Consider the following 15,947-nt stretch of genomic DNA (forward strand, 5'->3'; position numbering starts at 1 on the left):
GATGAGGTGTGGGTAGGGGTGAAATGCCAATCGAACTTGGAGATAGCTGGTTCTCCCCGAAATAGCTTTAGGGCTAGCCTCGAGTTGAGAGTCTTGGAGGTAGAGCACTGATTGGGCTAGGGGCCCTCATCGGGTTACCGAACTCAGTCAAACTCCGAATGCCAATGACTTATGCTCGGGAGTCAGACTACGAGTGATAAGATCCGTGGTCAAGAGGGAAACAGCCCAGATCACCAGCTAAGGTCCCAAAGTGTACGTTAAGTGGAAAAGGATGTGGAGTTGCTTAGACAACCAGGATGTTGGCTTAGAAGCAGCCACCATTTAAAGAGTGCGTAATAGCTCACTGGTCGAGTGACTCTGCGCCGAAAATGTACCGGGGCTAAACGTACCACCGAAGCTGTGGGACGACTTACGTCGTCGGTAGGGGAGCGTTCTAAGGGCGTCGAAGCTAGACCGGAAGGACTAGTGGAGCGCTTAGAAGTGAGAATGCCGGTGTGAGTAGCGAAAACAGAGGTGAGAATCCTCTGCACCGAAAGCCTAAGGTTTCCTGAGGAAGGCTCGTCCGCTCAGGGTTAGTCGGGACCTAAGCCGAGGCCGAAAGGCGTAGGCGATGGACAACAGGTTGATATTCCTGTACCACCTCCTCACCGTTTGAGCAATGGGGGGACGCAGGAGGATAGGGTCAGCGCGCGACTGGTTGTGCGCGTCCAAGCAGTTAGGCGCCTCAAGTAGGCAAATCCGCTTGAGTAGGCTGAGCTGTGATGGCGAGGGAAATAAAGTACCGAAGTGCCTGATTCCACACTGCCAAGAAAAGCCTCTAGCGAGGTGAGAGGTGCCCGTACCGCAAACCGACACAGGTAGGCGAGGAGAGAATCCTAAGGTGCGCGGGAGAACTCTCGTTAAGGAACTCGGCAAAATGACCCCGTAACTTCGGGAGAAGGGGTGCTCCCTCGGGTGAATAGCCCAGGGGAGCCGCAGTGAAAAGGCCCAAGCGACTGTTTATCAAAAACACAGGTCTCTGCGAAGCCGTAAGGCGAAGTATAGGGGCTGACACCTGCCCGGTGCTGGAAGGTTAAGGGGAGCGCTTAGCGCAAGCGAAGGTGCGAACCGAAGCCCCAGTAAACGGCGGCCGTAACTATAACGGTCCTAAGGTAGCGAAATTCCTTGTCGGGTAAGTTCCGACCCGCACGAAAGGTGTAACGACTTGGGCACTGTCTCAACGAGAGACCCGGTGAAATCATAGTACCTGTGAAGATGCAGGTTACCCGCGACAGGACGGAAAGACCCCGTGGAGCTTTACTGCAGCCTGATATTGAATGTTGGTGCGACATGTACAGCATAGGTGGGAGACTGAGAAGCCTGGACGCCAGTCTAGGTGGAGTCGCCGTTGGGATACCACCCTTGTCGTACTGAGATTCTAACCCGCACCCCTGATCGGGGTGGGAGACAGTGTCAGGTGGGCAGTTTGACTGGGGCGGTCGCCTCCCAAAGCGTAACGGAGGCGCCCAAAGGTTCCCTCAGAATGGTTGGAAATCATTCGAAGAGTGTAAAGGCAGAAGGGAGCTTGACTGCGAGACCTACAAGTCGAGCAGGGACGAAAGTCGGGCTTAGTGATCCGGTGGTTCCGAATGGAAGGGCCATCGCTCAACGGATAAAAGCTACCCCGGGGATAACAGGCTTATCTCCCCCAAGAGTCCACATCGACGGGGAGGTTTGGCACCTCGATGTCGGCTCATCGCATCCTGGGGCTGTAGTCGGTCCCAAGGGTTGGGCTGTTCGCCCATTAAAGCGGTACGCGAGCTGGGTTCAGAACGTCGTGAGACAGTTCGGTCCCTATCCGTCGCGGGCGTAGGAAATTTGAGAGGAGCTGTCCTTAGTACGAGAGGACCGGGATGGACGCACCGCTGGTGTACCAGTTGTTCCGCCAGGAGCACAGCTGGGTAGCTATGTGCGGAAGGGATAAGCGCTGAAAGCATCTAAGCGTGAAGCCCCCCTCAAGATGAGATTTCCCATCGCGTCAAGCGAGTAAGATCCCTTGAAGATGACAAGGTAGATAGGTCCGAGGTGGAAGCGTGGCGACACGTGCAGCTGACGGATACTAATCGATCGAGGACTTAACTAAGCACACAAGAAAAGCGAAGGCGACTGTTCTGTTATCTAGTTTTGAAGGAATAAAAAAATGCTTGACAACAAAAAATATTCCGTTATAATAACATTTGTCTGAAGCATTATTGCTCGGTGACGATGGCGGAGAGGTCACACCCGTTCCCATCCCGAACACGGAAGTTAAGCTCTCCAGCGCCGATGGTAGTTGGCGGGACACCGCCTGCGAGAGTAGGACGTTGCCGGGCAAAACAATATGTTATTCCGCAGTAGCTCAGTGACGAGCGATGCTTCATCGATCAAGCTGCGAGTTGCCTCGACGCATTCATCATCATTGAGTATGCGAGTAGAGGAAGAGGCAGTAACATCCAATTGAAATAATGGTTAAGCAGTATGAATTACTTACGTTTTTATTCCGCAGTAGCTCAGTGGTAGAGCACTCGGCTGTTAACCGAGCGGTCGTAGGTTCGAATCCTACCTGCGGAGCCATTTACGGAGAGCTGTCCGAGTGGTCGAAGGAGCACGATTGGAAATCGTGTAGACGCGATGAGCGTCTCAAGGGTTCGAATCCCTTGCTCTCCGCCAGCCACTTTGGAAATAATATATGGCCCGTTGGTCAAGTGGTTAAGACACCGCCCTTTCACGGCGGTAACACGGGTTCGAATCCCGTACGGGTCATCTTTTATGGAGGATTAGCTCAGCTGGGAGAGCACTTGCCTTACAAGCAAGGGGTCGGCGGTTCGATCCCGTCATCCTCCACCATAGATAAAAAATTAGTTCTTTCTCATCATCGCGGGGTGGAGCAGCCAGGTAGCTCGTCGGGCTCATAACCCGAAGGTCGCAGGTTCAAATCCTGCCCCCGCAACCAAAATGGTCCCGTAGTGTAGTGGTTAACATGCCTGCCTGTCACGCAGGAGATCGCGGGTTCGAGTCCCGTCGGGACCGCCATGTATGGCTCGGTAGCTCAGTCGGTAGAGCAAAGGACTGAAAATCCTTGTGTCGGCGGTTCGATTCCGTCCCGAGCCACCATTTTGAATCATGTCAGTTTCGTATGAATATATAGTGTGCCGGCTTAGCTCAATTGGTAGAGCAACTGACTTGTAATCAGTAGGTTGCGGGTTCAAGTCCTGCAGCCGGCACCAGATTGTTTTTGAGCCATTAGCTCAGTAGGTAGAGCATCTGACTTTTAATCAGAGGGTCGGAGGTTCGAGTCCTCCATGGCTCACCATGATGCGGGTGTGGCGGAATTGGCAGACGCACCAGACTTAGGATCTGGCGCCTCTGGCGTGGGGGTTCAAGTCCCTCCACCCGCATAATGCGGAAGTAGTTCAGTGGTAGAACACCACCTTGCCAAGGTGGGGGTCGCGGGTTCGAGTCCCGTCTTCCGCTCCAATATGCCATGCCGGGGTGGCGGAATTGGCAGACGCACAGGACTTAAAATCCTGCGGTAGGTGACTACCGTGCCGGTTCGAGTCCGGCTCTCGGCACTTCATATGCGCCCGTAGCTCAATTGGATAGAGCATCTGACTACGGATCAGAAGGTTAGGGGTTCGAATCCTCTCGGGCGCGCCATGTTTATATCATTATGAGGACGGGAAGTAGCTCAGCTTGGTAGAGCACATGGTTTGGGACCATGGGGTCGCAGGTTCGAATCCTGTCTTCCCGACCATTTTCAAGGGGTCTTAGCTCAGCTGGGAGAGCGCCTGCTTTGCACGCAGGAGGTCATCGGTTCGATCCCGATAGGCTCCACCATATATTTATAATGGCGGCGTAGCTCAGCTGGCTAGAGCGTACGGTTCATACCCGTAAGGTCGGGGGTTCGATTCCCTCCGCCGCTACTAGCTTAGGACCTTTAGCTCAGCTGGTTAGAGCAGACGGCTCATAACCGTCCGGTCGTAGGTTCGAGTCCTACAAGGTCCACCATGTTATATTATACGGAGGAGTACCCAAGTCTGGCTGAAGGGGTCGGTCTTGAAAACCGAGAGGCGTCGAAAGGCGCGCGGGGGTTCGAATCCCTCCTCCTCCGCCATATACAGTTTCATATCGCTTTATATTATGCCGGCTTAGCTCAATTGGTAGAGCAACTGACTTGTAATCAGTAGGTTGCGGGTTCAAGTCCTGCAGCCGGCATCATTGTGGCGGCTATGGCGAAGTGGTTAACGCACCAGATTGTGGCTCTGGCATTCGTGGGTTCGATTCCCACTAGTCGCCCCATAACATTTGCAAATTCAAATATGCGGGTGTAGTTTAGTGGTAAAACCTCAGCCACGAGCGACGCTTCGTCGAGTAAACCACGAGTTGCCTCGACGCATCCATCATCTTTGAATATGCTAGTAGAGGAAGAGGCATGACTGAGCGTGATGAGTGTTGCTTATTATAAAATTCGACGTGCGGGTGTAGTTTAGTGGTAAAACCTCAGCCTTCCAAGCTGATGTCGTGGGTTCGATTCCCATCACCCGCTTACATGGGCCTATAGCTCAGCTGGTTAGAGCGCACGCCTGATAAGCGTGAGGTCGGTGGTTCAAGTCCACTTAGGCCCATTATAATCTTTATTTTCGTTCCGCAGTAGCTCAGTGGTAGAGCACTCGGCTGTTAACCGAGCGGTCGTAGGTTCGAATCCTACCTGCGGAGCCATTTGGAGAAGTACCCAAGTGGCTGAAGGGGACGGTTTGCTAAACCGTTAGGTCGCGTTTTGCGGCGCGCGGGTTCAAATCCCGCCTTCTCCGCCATTGCCACATATGGCCCGTTGGTCAAGTGGTTAAGACACCGCCCTTTCACGGCGGTAACACGGGTTCGAATCCCGTACGGGTCACTAGAAAAAGGGACATCTCATAATTGATATGGGATGTCCTTTTTACATTTTGCTCAAATTTATTTTTTGTCTAAAAATTGTTTCCCGTATTCACCATGTGGGTGAATAGATGGATGTTCGACTTGAACTGTGACATGTGAGAGATTATATCGTTCTTTTAACATTTCATTAATGGCTAAAACGATGCGAAATGGTTCGATATGTTCGTTAATGAGAACGTGTGTAGTAAGGGAATAATGATCAGTCGAAATGGCCCAAATATGCAATTCATGCACATCTTCTACTCCTTCGATAGAAAGAATATCAGAACGAATGCGTTCGATATCAAATTGATGTGGAACAGCGTCCATCAGAATAAAGTACGACTCACGGACAATTTTTGCCCCACCTATAAAAATAATTGCCCCAATGACTATGCTGATCAGTGGATCGAAAATATATAGTTTTGTAAAGTAAATCAAAATTGCTGAAATGATGACACCAATGGAACTGAGCAAATCGCCAATGAAATGCCATAAAGCGCTTTTTACATTTAAATTTTCTTCTTCTTTCATGCTCTGGCTTAAAACGATTGTTAACACAAGATTAACGATAAATCCGATTGTTGCGATCGTTAACATGAAGGAAAATTGAATGGATTCGGGATGAATGAAACGACGGATTCCTTCGACAAAAATCCCCACCGCAATAACGACAAGTGCAAGCCCATTCAAAAATGAGGCGATAATTTCAAACCGTAAATAACCAAATGTAAATTTTTTATTTGGCGGACGAGAAGCTAAATAAAGAGCAATCATACTTAACCCTAATGCAATCACATCGGACGCCATGTGTGCTGAGTCTGACAATAAAGCAAGGGAATTTGATAAAATGCCCCCTATGACTTCCACAATCGTGAAAAAAGCGGTTAATAATAATGTCGTCCAAAGTGCTTTTTTTGATGTTGTCTGCACTTTTATATGTGGCAAATGATGAAAATCGTACATATAAACACCCCTTTATTATTTATAATAAATATAAAAAAATATAAAAAATAATTACTATAAAATATTATATATAATTATCATTTGATAATCAAACGACAATTTTATGGACGTTCGTATTGATTTTTCATTTCGCCACATTTAGCATGTGATTTGTTGAACATTGTCGAGAAATATCTTAATTTTCTTACAGGAATTTTACATGGCGTAGTGTAATATATCAGTACGGAGTGATTTTGTATCCCTTTAGGAAAGGAAGGATGAACATTTGCTAACGATGAGTCCAACCGATTTGCAGTTGCATTTATTTCACGAAGGAACGTTTTATGAAAGCTATCATTTATTCGGTGCACATCTTGTGAAACGAGACGGGAGAACGGAAACGCGTTTTTGTGTATGGGCCCCACATGCCAAAAAAGTTCGGCTTGTTGGGACATTTAACGATTGGAACGGAGAGGAGCATGAATTAACAAAAATAAACGATCAAGGAGTATGGATGATTGTTGTTCCAGAAAATTTAGAAGGATATTTATATAAATACGAAATTATAACAAAAGATGGACGCACTCTTCTTAAAGCAGATCCATATGCTTTTTATGCTGAAGAACGCCCCCATACAGCCTCTATTGTATATCAGTTGGATGGATACAAATGGAACGATCAAGCGTGGCAAAGAAAAAAGAAGCGAAAGCCTATTTATGAGCAACCGATGTTTATTTATGAAGTTCATTTCGGAACGTGGAAAAAGAAAGAAGATGGGCAATGTTATACATATGCGGAGATGGCAGATGAGTTAATTCCTTATGTTGTTGAGCATGGATTTACTCATATTGAACTGTTACCGCTTGTTGAGCATCCGCTCGATCGTTCATGGGGATATCAAGGAACGGGTTACTATGCTGCAACGAGTCGCTATGGGACGCCCCATGATCTTATGTATTTTATCGATCGCTGTCATCAAGAAGGAATCGGTGTTATTTTAGATTGGGTTCCGGGACATTTTTGTAAAGATGCACATGGGCTATATATGTTTGATGGCGAACCGACGTATGAATATGTGAATATGCAAGATCGGGAAAATATTGTTTGGGGAACAGCTAATTTCGATTTAGGGAAGCCAGAAGTGCACAGCTTTTTAATTTCGAATGCTTTGTTTTGGTTACAATATTATCATATTGACGGTTTTCGTGTAGATGCGGTGGCGAATATGCTTTATTGGCCAAATAGTGACGTATTACATCCAAATCCATATGCCATTTCATTTTTAAAAAAGTTAAACGAAGTTGTCTTTGCTTTTGATCCAAACGTATTAATGATTGCAGAGGATTCAACTGATTGGCCGAAAGTAACAGCACCGACGTACGACGGTGGATTAGGATTTAACTACAAATGGAATATGGGCTGGATGAATGATGTACTAACTTATATGGAAACGGGCATGAGTGAACGAAAACATATGCATCACAAAATGACATTTTCTCTACTTTATGCTTATACGGAAAACTTTATTTTACCTTTATCTCATGACGAAGTGGTACACGGAAAAAAATCGTTGTTGAATAAGATGCCCGGCGATTATTGGGATAAATTCGCCCAACTTCGCTTGCTTTACGGCTATTTTATAACTCATCCAGGAAAAAAACTATTATTTATGGGTGGAGAGTTCGGACAGTTTGATGAGTGGAAAGATTTAGAACAACTCGACTGGGTGCTATTTGATTTTGATATGCATCGAAAAATGGATGATTACGTGAAATCCCTCACGTATTTTTATAAAAAACAAAAAGCACTATACGAATATGATCATGATCCAAATGGGTTTGAATGGATTGATGTGAACAACGCTGAACAAAGTATTTTTTCTTTTATTCGGCGCGGAAAAAAAGAGGAAGATACGCTAATTGTTGTTTGTAACTTTACAAATGTTGTATATGACAATTACAAAATTGGTGTGCCATTTCTGACATCATATCGAGAAGTATTCAACAGCGATGATGTGATGTACGGTGGTGCGGGACATATAAACAAAAAGCCACTTAAGGCATGTGAAGAATCATATCACGGAAAGCCGTACCACATTCGAATGACGATTCCGCCGTATGCTATCACTATTTTACGACCTACAAGAAAAAGAGAAGGGAAGGGAAACCATGGTACGAAAAAAGTGCGTCGCTATGCTACTCGCGGGGGGGCAAGGGAGTAGATTAAGCTCATTAACAAAAAATGTAGCTAAACCGGCTGTTCCGTTTGGGGGAAAGTATCGTATTATTGATTTTACATTAAGTAATTGCGCCAATTCCGGTATTGATACAGTTGGCGTGCTGACTCAATATCAACCGCTAGAGTTAAATACGTATATTGGAATTGGTAGTGCATGGGATTTAGATCGGAAAAATGGTGGGGTAACCGTTCTTCCACCGTATGCTGAATCGTCGGAAATGAGATGGTATAAAGGGACAGCAAATGCGATTTATCAAAACTTAAACTATTTAAAGCAGTATGATCCAGAGCATGTGCTCATTCTTTCTGGTGACCATATTTATAAAATGAATTATGCAGATATGTTGCAATATCATATTGAAAAGAAGGCAGATGTGACGATTTCTGTTATTGAAGTGCCTTGGGAAGAAGCGAGTCGTTTTGGCATTATGAACACAAATGAGGAGATGGAAATTGTTGAGTTTGAAGAAAAGCCAGCTCATCCGAAAAATAATTTAGCCTCCATGGGCATTTATATTTTTAAATGGTCTGTTTTAAAAGAATATTTGGAAATGGACAATCGCAACGATCGTTCGAGTCATGATTTTGGTAAGGATATTATTCCTTTACTTATCGATGAAAAAAAGCGACTTGTTGCCTATCCATTTAAAGGATATTGGAAAGATGTCGGTACAGTAAAGAGTTTATGGGAAGCAAATATGGATTTACTCGAGGATACCCCGGCATTAAACTTATTCGATCATACGTGGCGCATTTATTCTGTCAATCCGAATGAGCCACCGCAATATATTGCTCCATATGCGCAAGTAAAAGAATCTTTAGTGAATGAAGGATGCATTGTTGAAGGGCATGTAGAGCATTCTGTGTTGTTCCAAGGGGTGCACATCGCACAGGGTGCAACAGTAAAAGATTGCGTTGTTATGCCCAATGCGGTTATTGGGAAAAATGTATACATTGAAAAAGCGATTGTTCCACCGAACATAGAAATTCCAGACGGAACTTCCATTTATGCTAGTTCATCTGAAATGGAAGTCATTCTTGTAACAGAGGGGCTTTTGGGACATTTTTCAGAGAGAGAGGATGAAAAGCTGTGGGAAAATTAATGCTTGGGGTCATTGATGCTACAACATATAAGAAGGAAATGAATGATTTAACGCTCCAGCGTTCGATTGCGGCTGTCCCGTTTGCTGGGCGTTACCGATTAATCGATTTTGTTTTATCAAATATGGTTAATTCAGGGATTGAAAGTGTCGCTATTTTCCCAAAATATCAATATCGTTCGTTAATGGATCACTTAGGTTCGGGTAAAAATTGGGATTTGAATCGAAAACGCGATGGCTTATTCCTTTTTCCTTCAACAGATCTCCCGATTTCTCATATTGGATCATTTCAACATTTCCAGCAACATATCGATTATTTTTTGCGAAGTACACAAAAGTACGCTCTCATTTGCAATAGTTATACAGTATGTAACATCGATTATGAAGAAGTGCTGCGACGCCACATCATGAACGAGTGCGATATTACTCGTATATGTCATCATGGTCAATCCCTCGACATGTTTATTTTAGAAACATCGTTGTTACTCGATTTGATCGCTAACCAACAAAGAAATCATTATCAAAGTATTGTTGATGTTGTCAATGATCAAACAAATGGATTAACAGTATGTGATTATGAATATGATGGGTATGTTGCGGTCATTGATAGTATCGAACGTTATTTTCATCATAGTTTAGAACTTCTTCAACCAGATGTGTGGAAACAATTGTTCTTAAAAGGAAGACCGATTTATACAAAAGTAAAAGATGAGCCACCGACAAAATATACATCGCATGCTTGCGTGCGTAATGCAATGATCGCAAACGGATGCGTCATCGAAGGGGAAATTGAAAATAGCATTATTTCGAGATCAGTAAAAATAGGAAAAGAAGCTGTTGTGAAACATAGCGTTATTATGCAAAAAAGTCAAATTGGGGAGAACTGTCATCTTGAATATGTCATTGTTGATAAAGATGCCCGAATTGGCGATGGGGTGAAATTAATTGGGACACCGAAGGAGCCAATCGTCATTCGAAAAGGAACAATACAAGGAGCGCTGATGAAATCGTGAAAGTATTATTTGTCGTATCAGAATGTGTACCATTCGTAAAAACAGGCGGGTTAGCAGATGTGGCTGGTGCATTACCAAAAGAGTTGAAAAAGCTTGGGACAGATGTACGTGTCATGTTACCAAAGTATGGGTTAATTCCAGAACATATGCGAAAAAAAATGCATAAAATTGCTGAGCTTGTCGTTCGTGTTGGTTGGAGAAGACAATATTGTGGAATTGAACAATTAGAATATGAAGGAATTACATATTATTTCGTCGACAATGAGTATTACTTTAAGCGAGATTCATTATATGGACATTACGATGACGGCGAGCGTTTTTCATATTTTTGTCGCGCTGTACTCGATTCTCTTCCGGTCATTGATTTTCAACCGAATGTAATCCACTGCCATGATTGGCATACAGGTATGATTCCATTTTTATTGCGTGAAGAATATACGAACAATTCATTTTACGCACGAATGAAAACGGTATTTACGATTCATAATTTACAATTTCAAGGTATTTTCCCACGCGAAATTTTAGGGGACTTGCTGAATTTAAACGACCGTTATTTCTCTATTGAACATTTGGAGTTTTATGGAAACGTCAGTTTTATGAAAGGGGCGCTTGTCTCAGCGCATATGATTACAACGGTCAGTCCAACGTATAAAGAGGAAATTCAAACGCCATATTATGGTGAACGGCTTGACGGGCTGTTGCGAGCGAGAAGTTCGCATTTAGTTGGCATTTTAAATGGGATTGATGATGAAATATATAATCCAAAAAAAGATCCGTATATTGCAGTGCCGTATGATGTAACGACAATTGCGCGAAAAAGCATTAATAAACGAGCTCTCCAACAACATTTTTCATTGCCGTCAGAAGAAGATATCCCAATTATCGCTATTGTTTCGCGGCTCACAAAACAAAAAGGCCTAGATTTAGTGACATGTGTATTTCATGAGATCATTGCTCAAAATGTCCAAATGATCATTCTCGGAACAGGGGAATGGGAGTTCGAACATTTCTTTCATGAGATGGCGATGACATATCCAGATCGGGTTCGCGTATATATTGGATTCTCCGAACAGCTTGCTCATCAAATTTATGCTGGTGCGGACATGTTTTTAATGCCGTCACAGTTCGAACCATGTGGGCTTGGACAAATGATTGCGATGCGTTACGGAGCTGTGCCGATCGTTCGCGAAACAGGTGGATTAAATGATACGGTACAATCTTTTAACGAATTTACGAAAGAAGGAACAGGTTTTACGTTTAAAAACTTTAATGCGCATGATATGTTATATACGATTCAGCGCGCACGGTCATTTTATGAACAAAAAGAAATATGGGAGACAATTATGAAACAAGCAATGAACAAGGATTACAGCTGGGCACAATCGGCATTTAAATACAATCAACTATACGACGAATTAATGGCTGGGAGTGGCATCTATGTTCACGGATAAGGAAGAGTTTAAGCAAACGTTTTTGAAGCGATTAGAAATGATGTATGGAAAACGGTTTTGGGAATCCACTGTCCTGGATCAATACAATACGCTAGGGCATATGATTCGTGAGTACATTAGCAAACATTGGATTCAAACGAACGAACGATACCGTGCTGAGCATAAAAAGCAAGTATATTATTTGTCGATTGAATTTTTGCTAGGTCGCTTGTTGGGCAGCAATTTAATGAATCTTGGTATACGAGATGTCGTGGAGCAAGGATTAAAAGAGCTTGGCATTGAATTGGCTCATATCGAAGAAGTGGAAATAGATGCAGGTCTCGGAAATGGAGGGCTTGGTCGATTAGCTGCTTGTTTTTTAGATTCTCTTGCTTCTCTTGATTTGCCTGGACATGGTCAAGGAATTCGTTATAAGCACGGTTTGTTTGATCAAAAAATAGTGAATGGTTATCAAGTCGAACTCCCTGAACAATGGTTGCGTCACGGGAACGTTTGGGAAGTAAAAAAAGAAGATTTAGCGGTAGAAGTTAATTTTTGGGGAAAAGTAGAATGCTACGAACAAGATGGGCGATTAACGTTTCGACATTATGATGTAGAAAAAGTGATGGCGGTTCCTTATGATATGCCTGTCATCGGGTATGATACGACGACTGTAAATACGTTGCGATTGTGGAGTGCCGAGCCCGCGAAGTTTCCGCTTCATAAACATGTCATGCAATATAAACGAGAAACGGAAGCTATTTCTGAATTTTTGTACCCTGATGATACAAATGATGAAGGAAAAATTTTAAGGTTAAAACAGCAATATTTTCTTGTTGCTGCAAGCATCGGGAGCATTGTGCGCGACTATCGGCAACGATACGGTCATTTACAACATTTCCATCGACACGTAGCGATTCATGTGAATGACACCCACCCTGTGCTAGCCATTCCAGAATTGATGCGAATTTTGTTAGATGAGGAAGGAATGGGATGGGATGAAGCGTGGCACATTACGACAAATACGATCTCTTATACAAATCACACAACATTGTCTGAAGCGTTGGAAAAATGGCCTATTTACATTTTCCAACCGCTTTTGCCAAGAATTTATATGATTGTACAAGAAATTAACGAACGGTTTTGTCGCGACTTATGGAATCGATATCCTGGTGATTGGAAACGGATTGAGGAAATGGCCATTATTGCTCATGGGCTTGTGAAAATGGCCCATTTAGCGATTGTAGGAAGCTATAGTGTGAATGGTGTAGCCAAAATTCATTCTGAAATTTTAAAGCATCGTGAAATGAAGTTATTTTACGAATATTTTCCAGAAAAATTTAATAATAAAACGAATGGCATTACACATCGTCGTTGGTTGCTTAAAGCAAACCCGGAGCTTTCTTCTCTTATTACCGAAGCGATCGGAACGGAATGGATAAAGCAGCCTGAGCAGCTTATTCAGTTGAAAAAGTATGCAACTGATCATGCATTTCAAGAACAATTAGAAAAAGTCAAACATCATCATAAACAACAGTTGGCAACATATATTTACGAAAAAACAGGAGTCGCTGTTGATGAATCATCCATTTTTGACGTACAAGTCAAACGACTGCATGCGTATAAAAGGCAGTTATTAAATGTGTTGCACATTATGCATTTATATAACCGATTAAAAGAAGATGAACATTTTGATATGTATCCGCGCACGTTTATTTTTGGAGCAAAAGCCTCCCCAGGATATCATTATGCGAAACGGATCATTAAGTTAATTAATTCCGTTGCACAAAAGGTAAATAGCGATGAGCAAATTAACGGACGATTAAAAGTGATTTTCTTAGAAAATTACCGTGTCTCATTGGCAGAAAAAATTTTTCCAGCCGCTGATGTAAGTGAGCAAATTTCGACAGCTAGTAAAGAAGCATCAGGCACAGGAAATATGAAATTTATGATGAACGGAGCGATTACAATTGGAACGCTCGATGGAGCAAATATTGAAATTTTAGAACGTGTCGGTCATGACAATATGTTTATTTTTGGATTGACTGCAGAAGAAGTGTTGCACTATTATGCCAACGGTGGATATCATTCATATGAGTATTATCATCATGATCAACGTATTCATCAAGTCGTCAATCAGCTTGTAAATGGCTTTTTTCCAGATGCGTATGATCATTTTGAACCGATTTACGATTCGTTGCTTGCTCATAATGATCAATATTTTGTTTTACGCGACTTCGCGTCGTATGCCGATGCGCAACAGCAAGTTGGGGCAACGTATAAAAATCGTCAAAAATGGCTAGAAATGAGCATCGTGAACATCGCTTGTTCAGGGTATTTCTCAAGCGATCGAACGATTGAAGAATACGCTCAAGACATTTGGAATATTCACTAATGGAAAAGTCCTGTAAGCATATGCTCACAGGACTTTTTTAGGAAGTATAAGGATCTTTTTCGTATGCAGGAAGGTCGCCAAGAGGAGACATAAGTTGTTCGTCGTCAAGCATTTGTTCATATTGTTCATGGACGATATTTGGATAAACCGTGATGCCGGTCCCATAAAGGTCTGTTGCAGCAAATGTTTCAAACGGTTCGACGTAACCGATTTGTTCTTCTGCATCGATATACATTCGATCGTAATGCACAGTATCCTCTTGTAGATCCGAAGGTGTTTCTGATGTACCGAAACGTGCAACTTTTTGCCAGCTATCTTCGGCATCAAAAGTTTCTGCATCGTCATGAACGACAAATTCGCCAAATGGAGGAGACAAAACACTTTCTTCTATTGGACGATGTTGTGAAACGACTTGATCGGTGCTATGTTCCTTACAAAACGTTGTTGTTGGGATGGCCTCAAGACGTTCCCATGGGATCGATTTTCCGCATACTTGGCAAACCCCGTACGTTCCATTTTCCATCGCTTGAAGTGCAAGCTCGATATCGTGAAGCTCACGTTCGGTATGCTCGTTTAATGCGATATCTTTTTCACGTTCATATAGTTCTGTTCCGCTATCAGCAGGATGATTATCGTAGTTTGAAAGCTCCCCAACTGAGTCATGAGCAGATGTTCGGGTAAGACCAAAATGATCGTTTTGTTTCAATCGTTGCTCAATTTGTTGTTTTTCTTGTAATAAACGTTCGCGTAAAGCAGATAAATATTGCAATATGACCCCTCCTTTATGATCGACTATGCATAGTATTCACCAAAAAGAAAAAACCATAGCTTTTGGGCTACGGTTTTTTCTGTGGAACTATTGTAACCAATAATGAATGAAAAGGCCGATGACGAGTAAAAATCCAAATTGTGTATTTGTTTGTGCTGTCGCTTTCATTGCTGGCATCATGTCGATCGGCTTTGTTTTTCCGATAAATCCTTTCGTTGCTTGCCATGCTTTTGGAATGCTGAAAAATACGAGCAATGTCCATGGTGAAATCGTTTTCGTAAAAACAAGTAACACAATCCATAAAAATGATGTAATAAACATGCCGGCTAATAACCGAATGGCACGTTTTCTTCCAAGTAAAATGGCTAACGTTTTTCGACCACTTTTTTGATCGTCATCTAAATCGCGGATGTTATTGGCTAATAAAATCGCTCCAACTAAAATAGAGATGGGAACAGAGACAAGAATAGGCGTTGTTGTCACTGTACCTGTTTGAATAAAAAATGAAATTAAAATAATAGTTAGCCCCATGAAAAAGCCTGCTGCTAATTCGCCGAACGGAGTGTAAGCGATTGGAACAGGTCCGCCCGTATAAAAATATCCAGCGGCCATGCAAATCGTTCCGATTACAGCTAGCCACCAGCTACTATTGACACAAATATAAACGCCAAGTAGCATAGCAACAGCAAAAAAAGACCAAGCGAGAAACAAGACAGTTGTTGGAGAAATGCCATCGCGCACGATTGCTCCACCGATACCGACGGACTCTGGTGTATCGAGACCACGTTTATAATCGTAATATTCATTAAACATATTTGTTGCCGCTTGAATAAACAATGAGGCAATAAGCATGGCCAAAAATAAAGAGAAGCGAATTGGTGCTTCGTCTACTGCAAGCACAGTACCAATGGAAACGGGAACGAACGCTGCAGTTAGCGTATGTGGTCGCAATAAACGCCACCAAACGCGCCAGTCTCGTTTATAATGAACCGTTTGAGTATTTGAACGTACTGGTGTGGGCATACCATTCTTCTCCTTTAAGTAAAATGTCGTTCACAATAAGTTTAGGGAAGTGGGGAAAATGTGTCAATGTCTTGACAATATAAATTGTTTCCTATCTCT

The 15,947-nt window shown here is 43.1% G+C and carries 8 protein-coding genes, 25 tRNA genes and 2 rRNA genes (1 of these 35 running past the window's edge); 32 read left to right on the top strand and 3 right to left on the bottom strand.

Going from position 1 to position 15,947, the window contains the following annotated elements; translation table 11 throughout:
- The 27 genes from NSS60_RS02395 to NSS60_RS02525 form a co-directional block, all read left to right on the top strand.
- Positions 1-2,122, top strand: a 23S ribosomal RNA gene (locus NSS60_RS02395) (it extends 804 nt beyond the left edge of the window).
- A 112-nt stretch (positions 2,123-2,234) separates the two neighbouring features.
- Positions 2,235-2,351, top strand: a 5S ribosomal RNA gene (rrf, locus tag NSS60_RS02400).
- 166 nt (positions 2,352-2,517) lie between these two features.
- Positions 2,518-2,592, top strand: a tRNA-Asn gene (locus NSS60_RS02405).
- 5 nt (positions 2,593-2,597) lie between these two features.
- Positions 2,598-2,688, top strand: a tRNA-Ser gene (locus NSS60_RS02410).
- A 21-nt stretch (positions 2,689-2,709) separates the two neighbouring features.
- Positions 2,710-2,781 (top strand) — tRNA-Glu (locus tag NSS60_RS02415).
- Positions 2,782-2,789: 8 nt separating this feature from the next.
- A tRNA-Val gene (locus NSS60_RS02420) sits at positions 2,790-2,865 on the top strand.
- Positions 2,866-2,894: 29 nt separating this feature from the next.
- Positions 2,895-2,971 (top strand) — tRNA-Met (locus NSS60_RS02425).
- 4 nt (positions 2,972-2,975) lie between these two features.
- Positions 2,976-3,051 (top strand) — tRNA-Asp (locus NSS60_RS02430).
- Between the two features lie 5 nt (positions 3,052-3,056).
- Positions 3,057-3,132: transfer RNA gene (locus tag NSS60_RS02435), tRNA-Phe, on the top strand.
- A gap of 37 nt (positions 3,133-3,169) precedes the next feature.
- Positions 3,170-3,245, top strand: a tRNA-Thr gene (locus NSS60_RS02440).
- A 10-nt stretch (positions 3,246-3,255) separates the two neighbouring features.
- Positions 3,256-3,331 (top strand) — tRNA-Lys (locus NSS60_RS02445).
- Between the two features lie 4 nt (positions 3,332-3,335).
- Positions 3,336-3,416 (top strand) — tRNA-Leu (locus tag NSS60_RS02450).
- Between the two features lie 4 nt (positions 3,417-3,420).
- Positions 3,421-3,495 (top strand) — tRNA-Gly (locus NSS60_RS02455).
- A gap of 9 nt (positions 3,496-3,504) precedes the next feature.
- Positions 3,505-3,590: transfer RNA gene (locus tag NSS60_RS02460), tRNA-Leu, on the top strand.
- 8 nt (positions 3,591-3,598) lie between these two features.
- A tRNA-Arg gene (locus tag NSS60_RS02465) sits at positions 3,599-3,675 on the top strand.
- Positions 3,676-3,695: 20 nt separating this feature from the next.
- Positions 3,696-3,772: transfer RNA gene (locus NSS60_RS02470), tRNA-Pro, on the top strand.
- 7 nt (positions 3,773-3,779) lie between these two features.
- Positions 3,780-3,855 (top strand) — tRNA-Ala (locus NSS60_RS02475).
- A 12-nt stretch (positions 3,856-3,867) separates the two neighbouring features.
- Positions 3,868-3,941, top strand: a tRNA-Met gene (locus NSS60_RS02480).
- 8 nt (positions 3,942-3,949) lie between these two features.
- A tRNA-Ile gene (locus NSS60_RS02485) sits at positions 3,950-4,026 on the top strand.
- Between the two features lie 13 nt (positions 4,027-4,039).
- Positions 4,040-4,132, top strand: a tRNA-Ser gene (locus NSS60_RS02490).
- A 28-nt stretch (positions 4,133-4,160) separates the two neighbouring features.
- A tRNA-Thr gene (locus tag NSS60_RS02495) sits at positions 4,161-4,233 on the top strand.
- 8 nt (positions 4,234-4,241) lie between these two features.
- Positions 4,242-4,317: transfer RNA gene (locus tag NSS60_RS02500), tRNA-His, on the top strand.
- 176 nt (positions 4,318-4,493) lie between these two features.
- Positions 4,494-4,564: transfer RNA gene (locus NSS60_RS02505), tRNA-Gly, on the top strand.
- Positions 4,565-4,569: 5 nt separating this feature from the next.
- Positions 4,570-4,643: transfer RNA gene (locus tag NSS60_RS02510), tRNA-Ile, on the top strand.
- Positions 4,644-4,662: 19 nt separating this feature from the next.
- Positions 4,663-4,737, top strand: a tRNA-Asn gene (locus NSS60_RS02515).
- A gap of 3 nt (positions 4,738-4,740) precedes the next feature.
- Positions 4,741-4,832 (top strand) — tRNA-Ser (locus NSS60_RS02520).
- 11 nt (positions 4,833-4,843) lie between these two features.
- Positions 4,844-4,915 (top strand) — tRNA-Glu (locus NSS60_RS02525).
- Positions 4,916-4,974: 59 nt separating this feature from the next.
- On the opposite strand, the gene NSS60_RS02530 is transcribed toward NSS60_RS02525, so the two are convergent.
- Positions 4,975-5,901, bottom strand: a complete 927-nt coding sequence (locus tag NSS60_RS02530; protein ID WP_340720620.1) for a cation diffusion facilitator family transporter — start codon at positions 5,899-5,901, stop codon at positions 4,975-4,977.
- A gap of 274 nt (positions 5,902-6,175) precedes the next feature.
- On the opposite strand from NSS60_RS02530, the gene glgB reads away from it, so the two are divergent.
- From glgB to NSS60_RS02555, 5 genes are read left to right on the top strand one after another with little or no spacing between them, the layout of a single operon-like run.
- Positions 6,176-8,101, top strand: a complete 1,926-nt coding sequence (gene glgB, locus NSS60_RS02535) for a 1,4-alpha-glucan branching enzyme (RefSeq protein ID WP_035019123.1) — start codon at positions 6,176-6,178, stop codon at positions 8,099-8,101.
- Positions 8,049-9,221: a glucose-1-phosphate adenylyltransferase gene (locus tag NSS60_RS02540; protein ID WP_064214609.1), complete on the top strand. Its 1,173-nt coding sequence runs from the start codon at positions 8,049-8,051 to the stop codon at positions 9,219-9,221. Before glgB ends, NSS60_RS02540 begins: the two co-directional genes overlap by 53 nt.
- Positions 9,209-10,231: a sugar phosphate nucleotidyltransferase gene (locus NSS60_RS02545; RefSeq protein WP_004888923.1), complete on the top strand. Its 1,023-nt coding sequence runs from the start codon at positions 9,209-9,211 to the stop codon at positions 10,229-10,231. Before NSS60_RS02540 ends, NSS60_RS02545 begins: the two co-directional genes overlap by 13 nt.
- Positions 10,228-11,682 carry a glycogen synthase GlgA gene (gene glgA / locus NSS60_RS02550; protein ID WP_004888924.1) on the top strand — a complete coding sequence of 485 codons (1,455 nt, stop codon included), beginning with the start codon at positions 10,228-10,230 and terminating at the stop codon, positions 11,680-11,682. Before NSS60_RS02545 ends, glgA begins: the two co-directional genes overlap by 4 nt.
- Positions 11,669-14,056, top strand: a complete 2,388-nt coding sequence (locus tag NSS60_RS02555; protein WP_004888925.1) for a glycogen/starch/alpha-glucan phosphorylase — start codon at positions 11,669-11,671, stop codon at positions 14,054-14,056. Before glgA ends, NSS60_RS02555 begins: the two co-directional genes overlap by 14 nt.
- A 37-nt stretch (positions 14,057-14,093) precedes the next feature.
- Here NSS60_RS02555 and NSS60_RS02560 read toward each other — a convergent pair whose 3' ends face one another.
- Positions 14,094-14,825, bottom strand: a complete 732-nt coding sequence (locus NSS60_RS02560; protein WP_004888926.1) for a yteA family sporulation protein — start codon at positions 14,823-14,825, stop codon at positions 14,094-14,096.
- A gap of 87 nt (positions 14,826-14,912) precedes the next feature.
- Positions 14,913-15,848: a 1,4-dihydroxy-2-naphthoate polyprenyltransferase gene (locus NSS60_RS02565; RefSeq protein ID WP_004888927.1), complete on the bottom strand. Its 936-nt coding sequence runs from the start codon at positions 15,846-15,848 to the stop codon at positions 14,913-14,915.
- Positions 15,849-15,947 lie beyond the last annotated feature (99 nt).

This window comes from Anoxybacillus sp. FSL W8-0382, from assembly GCF_038003845.1.
Lineage (GTDB): Bacteria > Bacillota > Bacilli > Bacillales > Anoxybacillaceae > Anoxybacillus > Anoxybacillus flavithermus_G.

Coding starts and splice junctions, on each gene's coding strand:
- NSS60_RS02530 (WP_340720620.1), bottom strand. CDS start 5,901: ATGTACGATTTTCATCATTTGCCACATATAAAAGTGCAGACAACATCA.
- glgB (WP_035019123.1), top strand. CDS start 6,176: ATGAGTCCAACCGATTTGCAGTTGCATTTATTTCACGAAGGAACGTTT.
- NSS60_RS02540 (WP_064214609.1), top strand. CDS start 8,049: ATGGTACGAAAAAAGTGCGTCGCTATGCTACTCGCGGGGGGGCAAGGG.
- NSS60_RS02555 (WP_004888925.1), top strand. CDS start 11,669: ATGTTCACGGATAAGGAAGAGTTTAAGCAAACGTTTTTGAAGCGATTA.
- NSS60_RS02565 (WP_004888927.1), bottom strand. CDS start 15,848: ATGCCCACACCAGTACGTTCAAATACTCAAACGGTTCATTATAAACGA.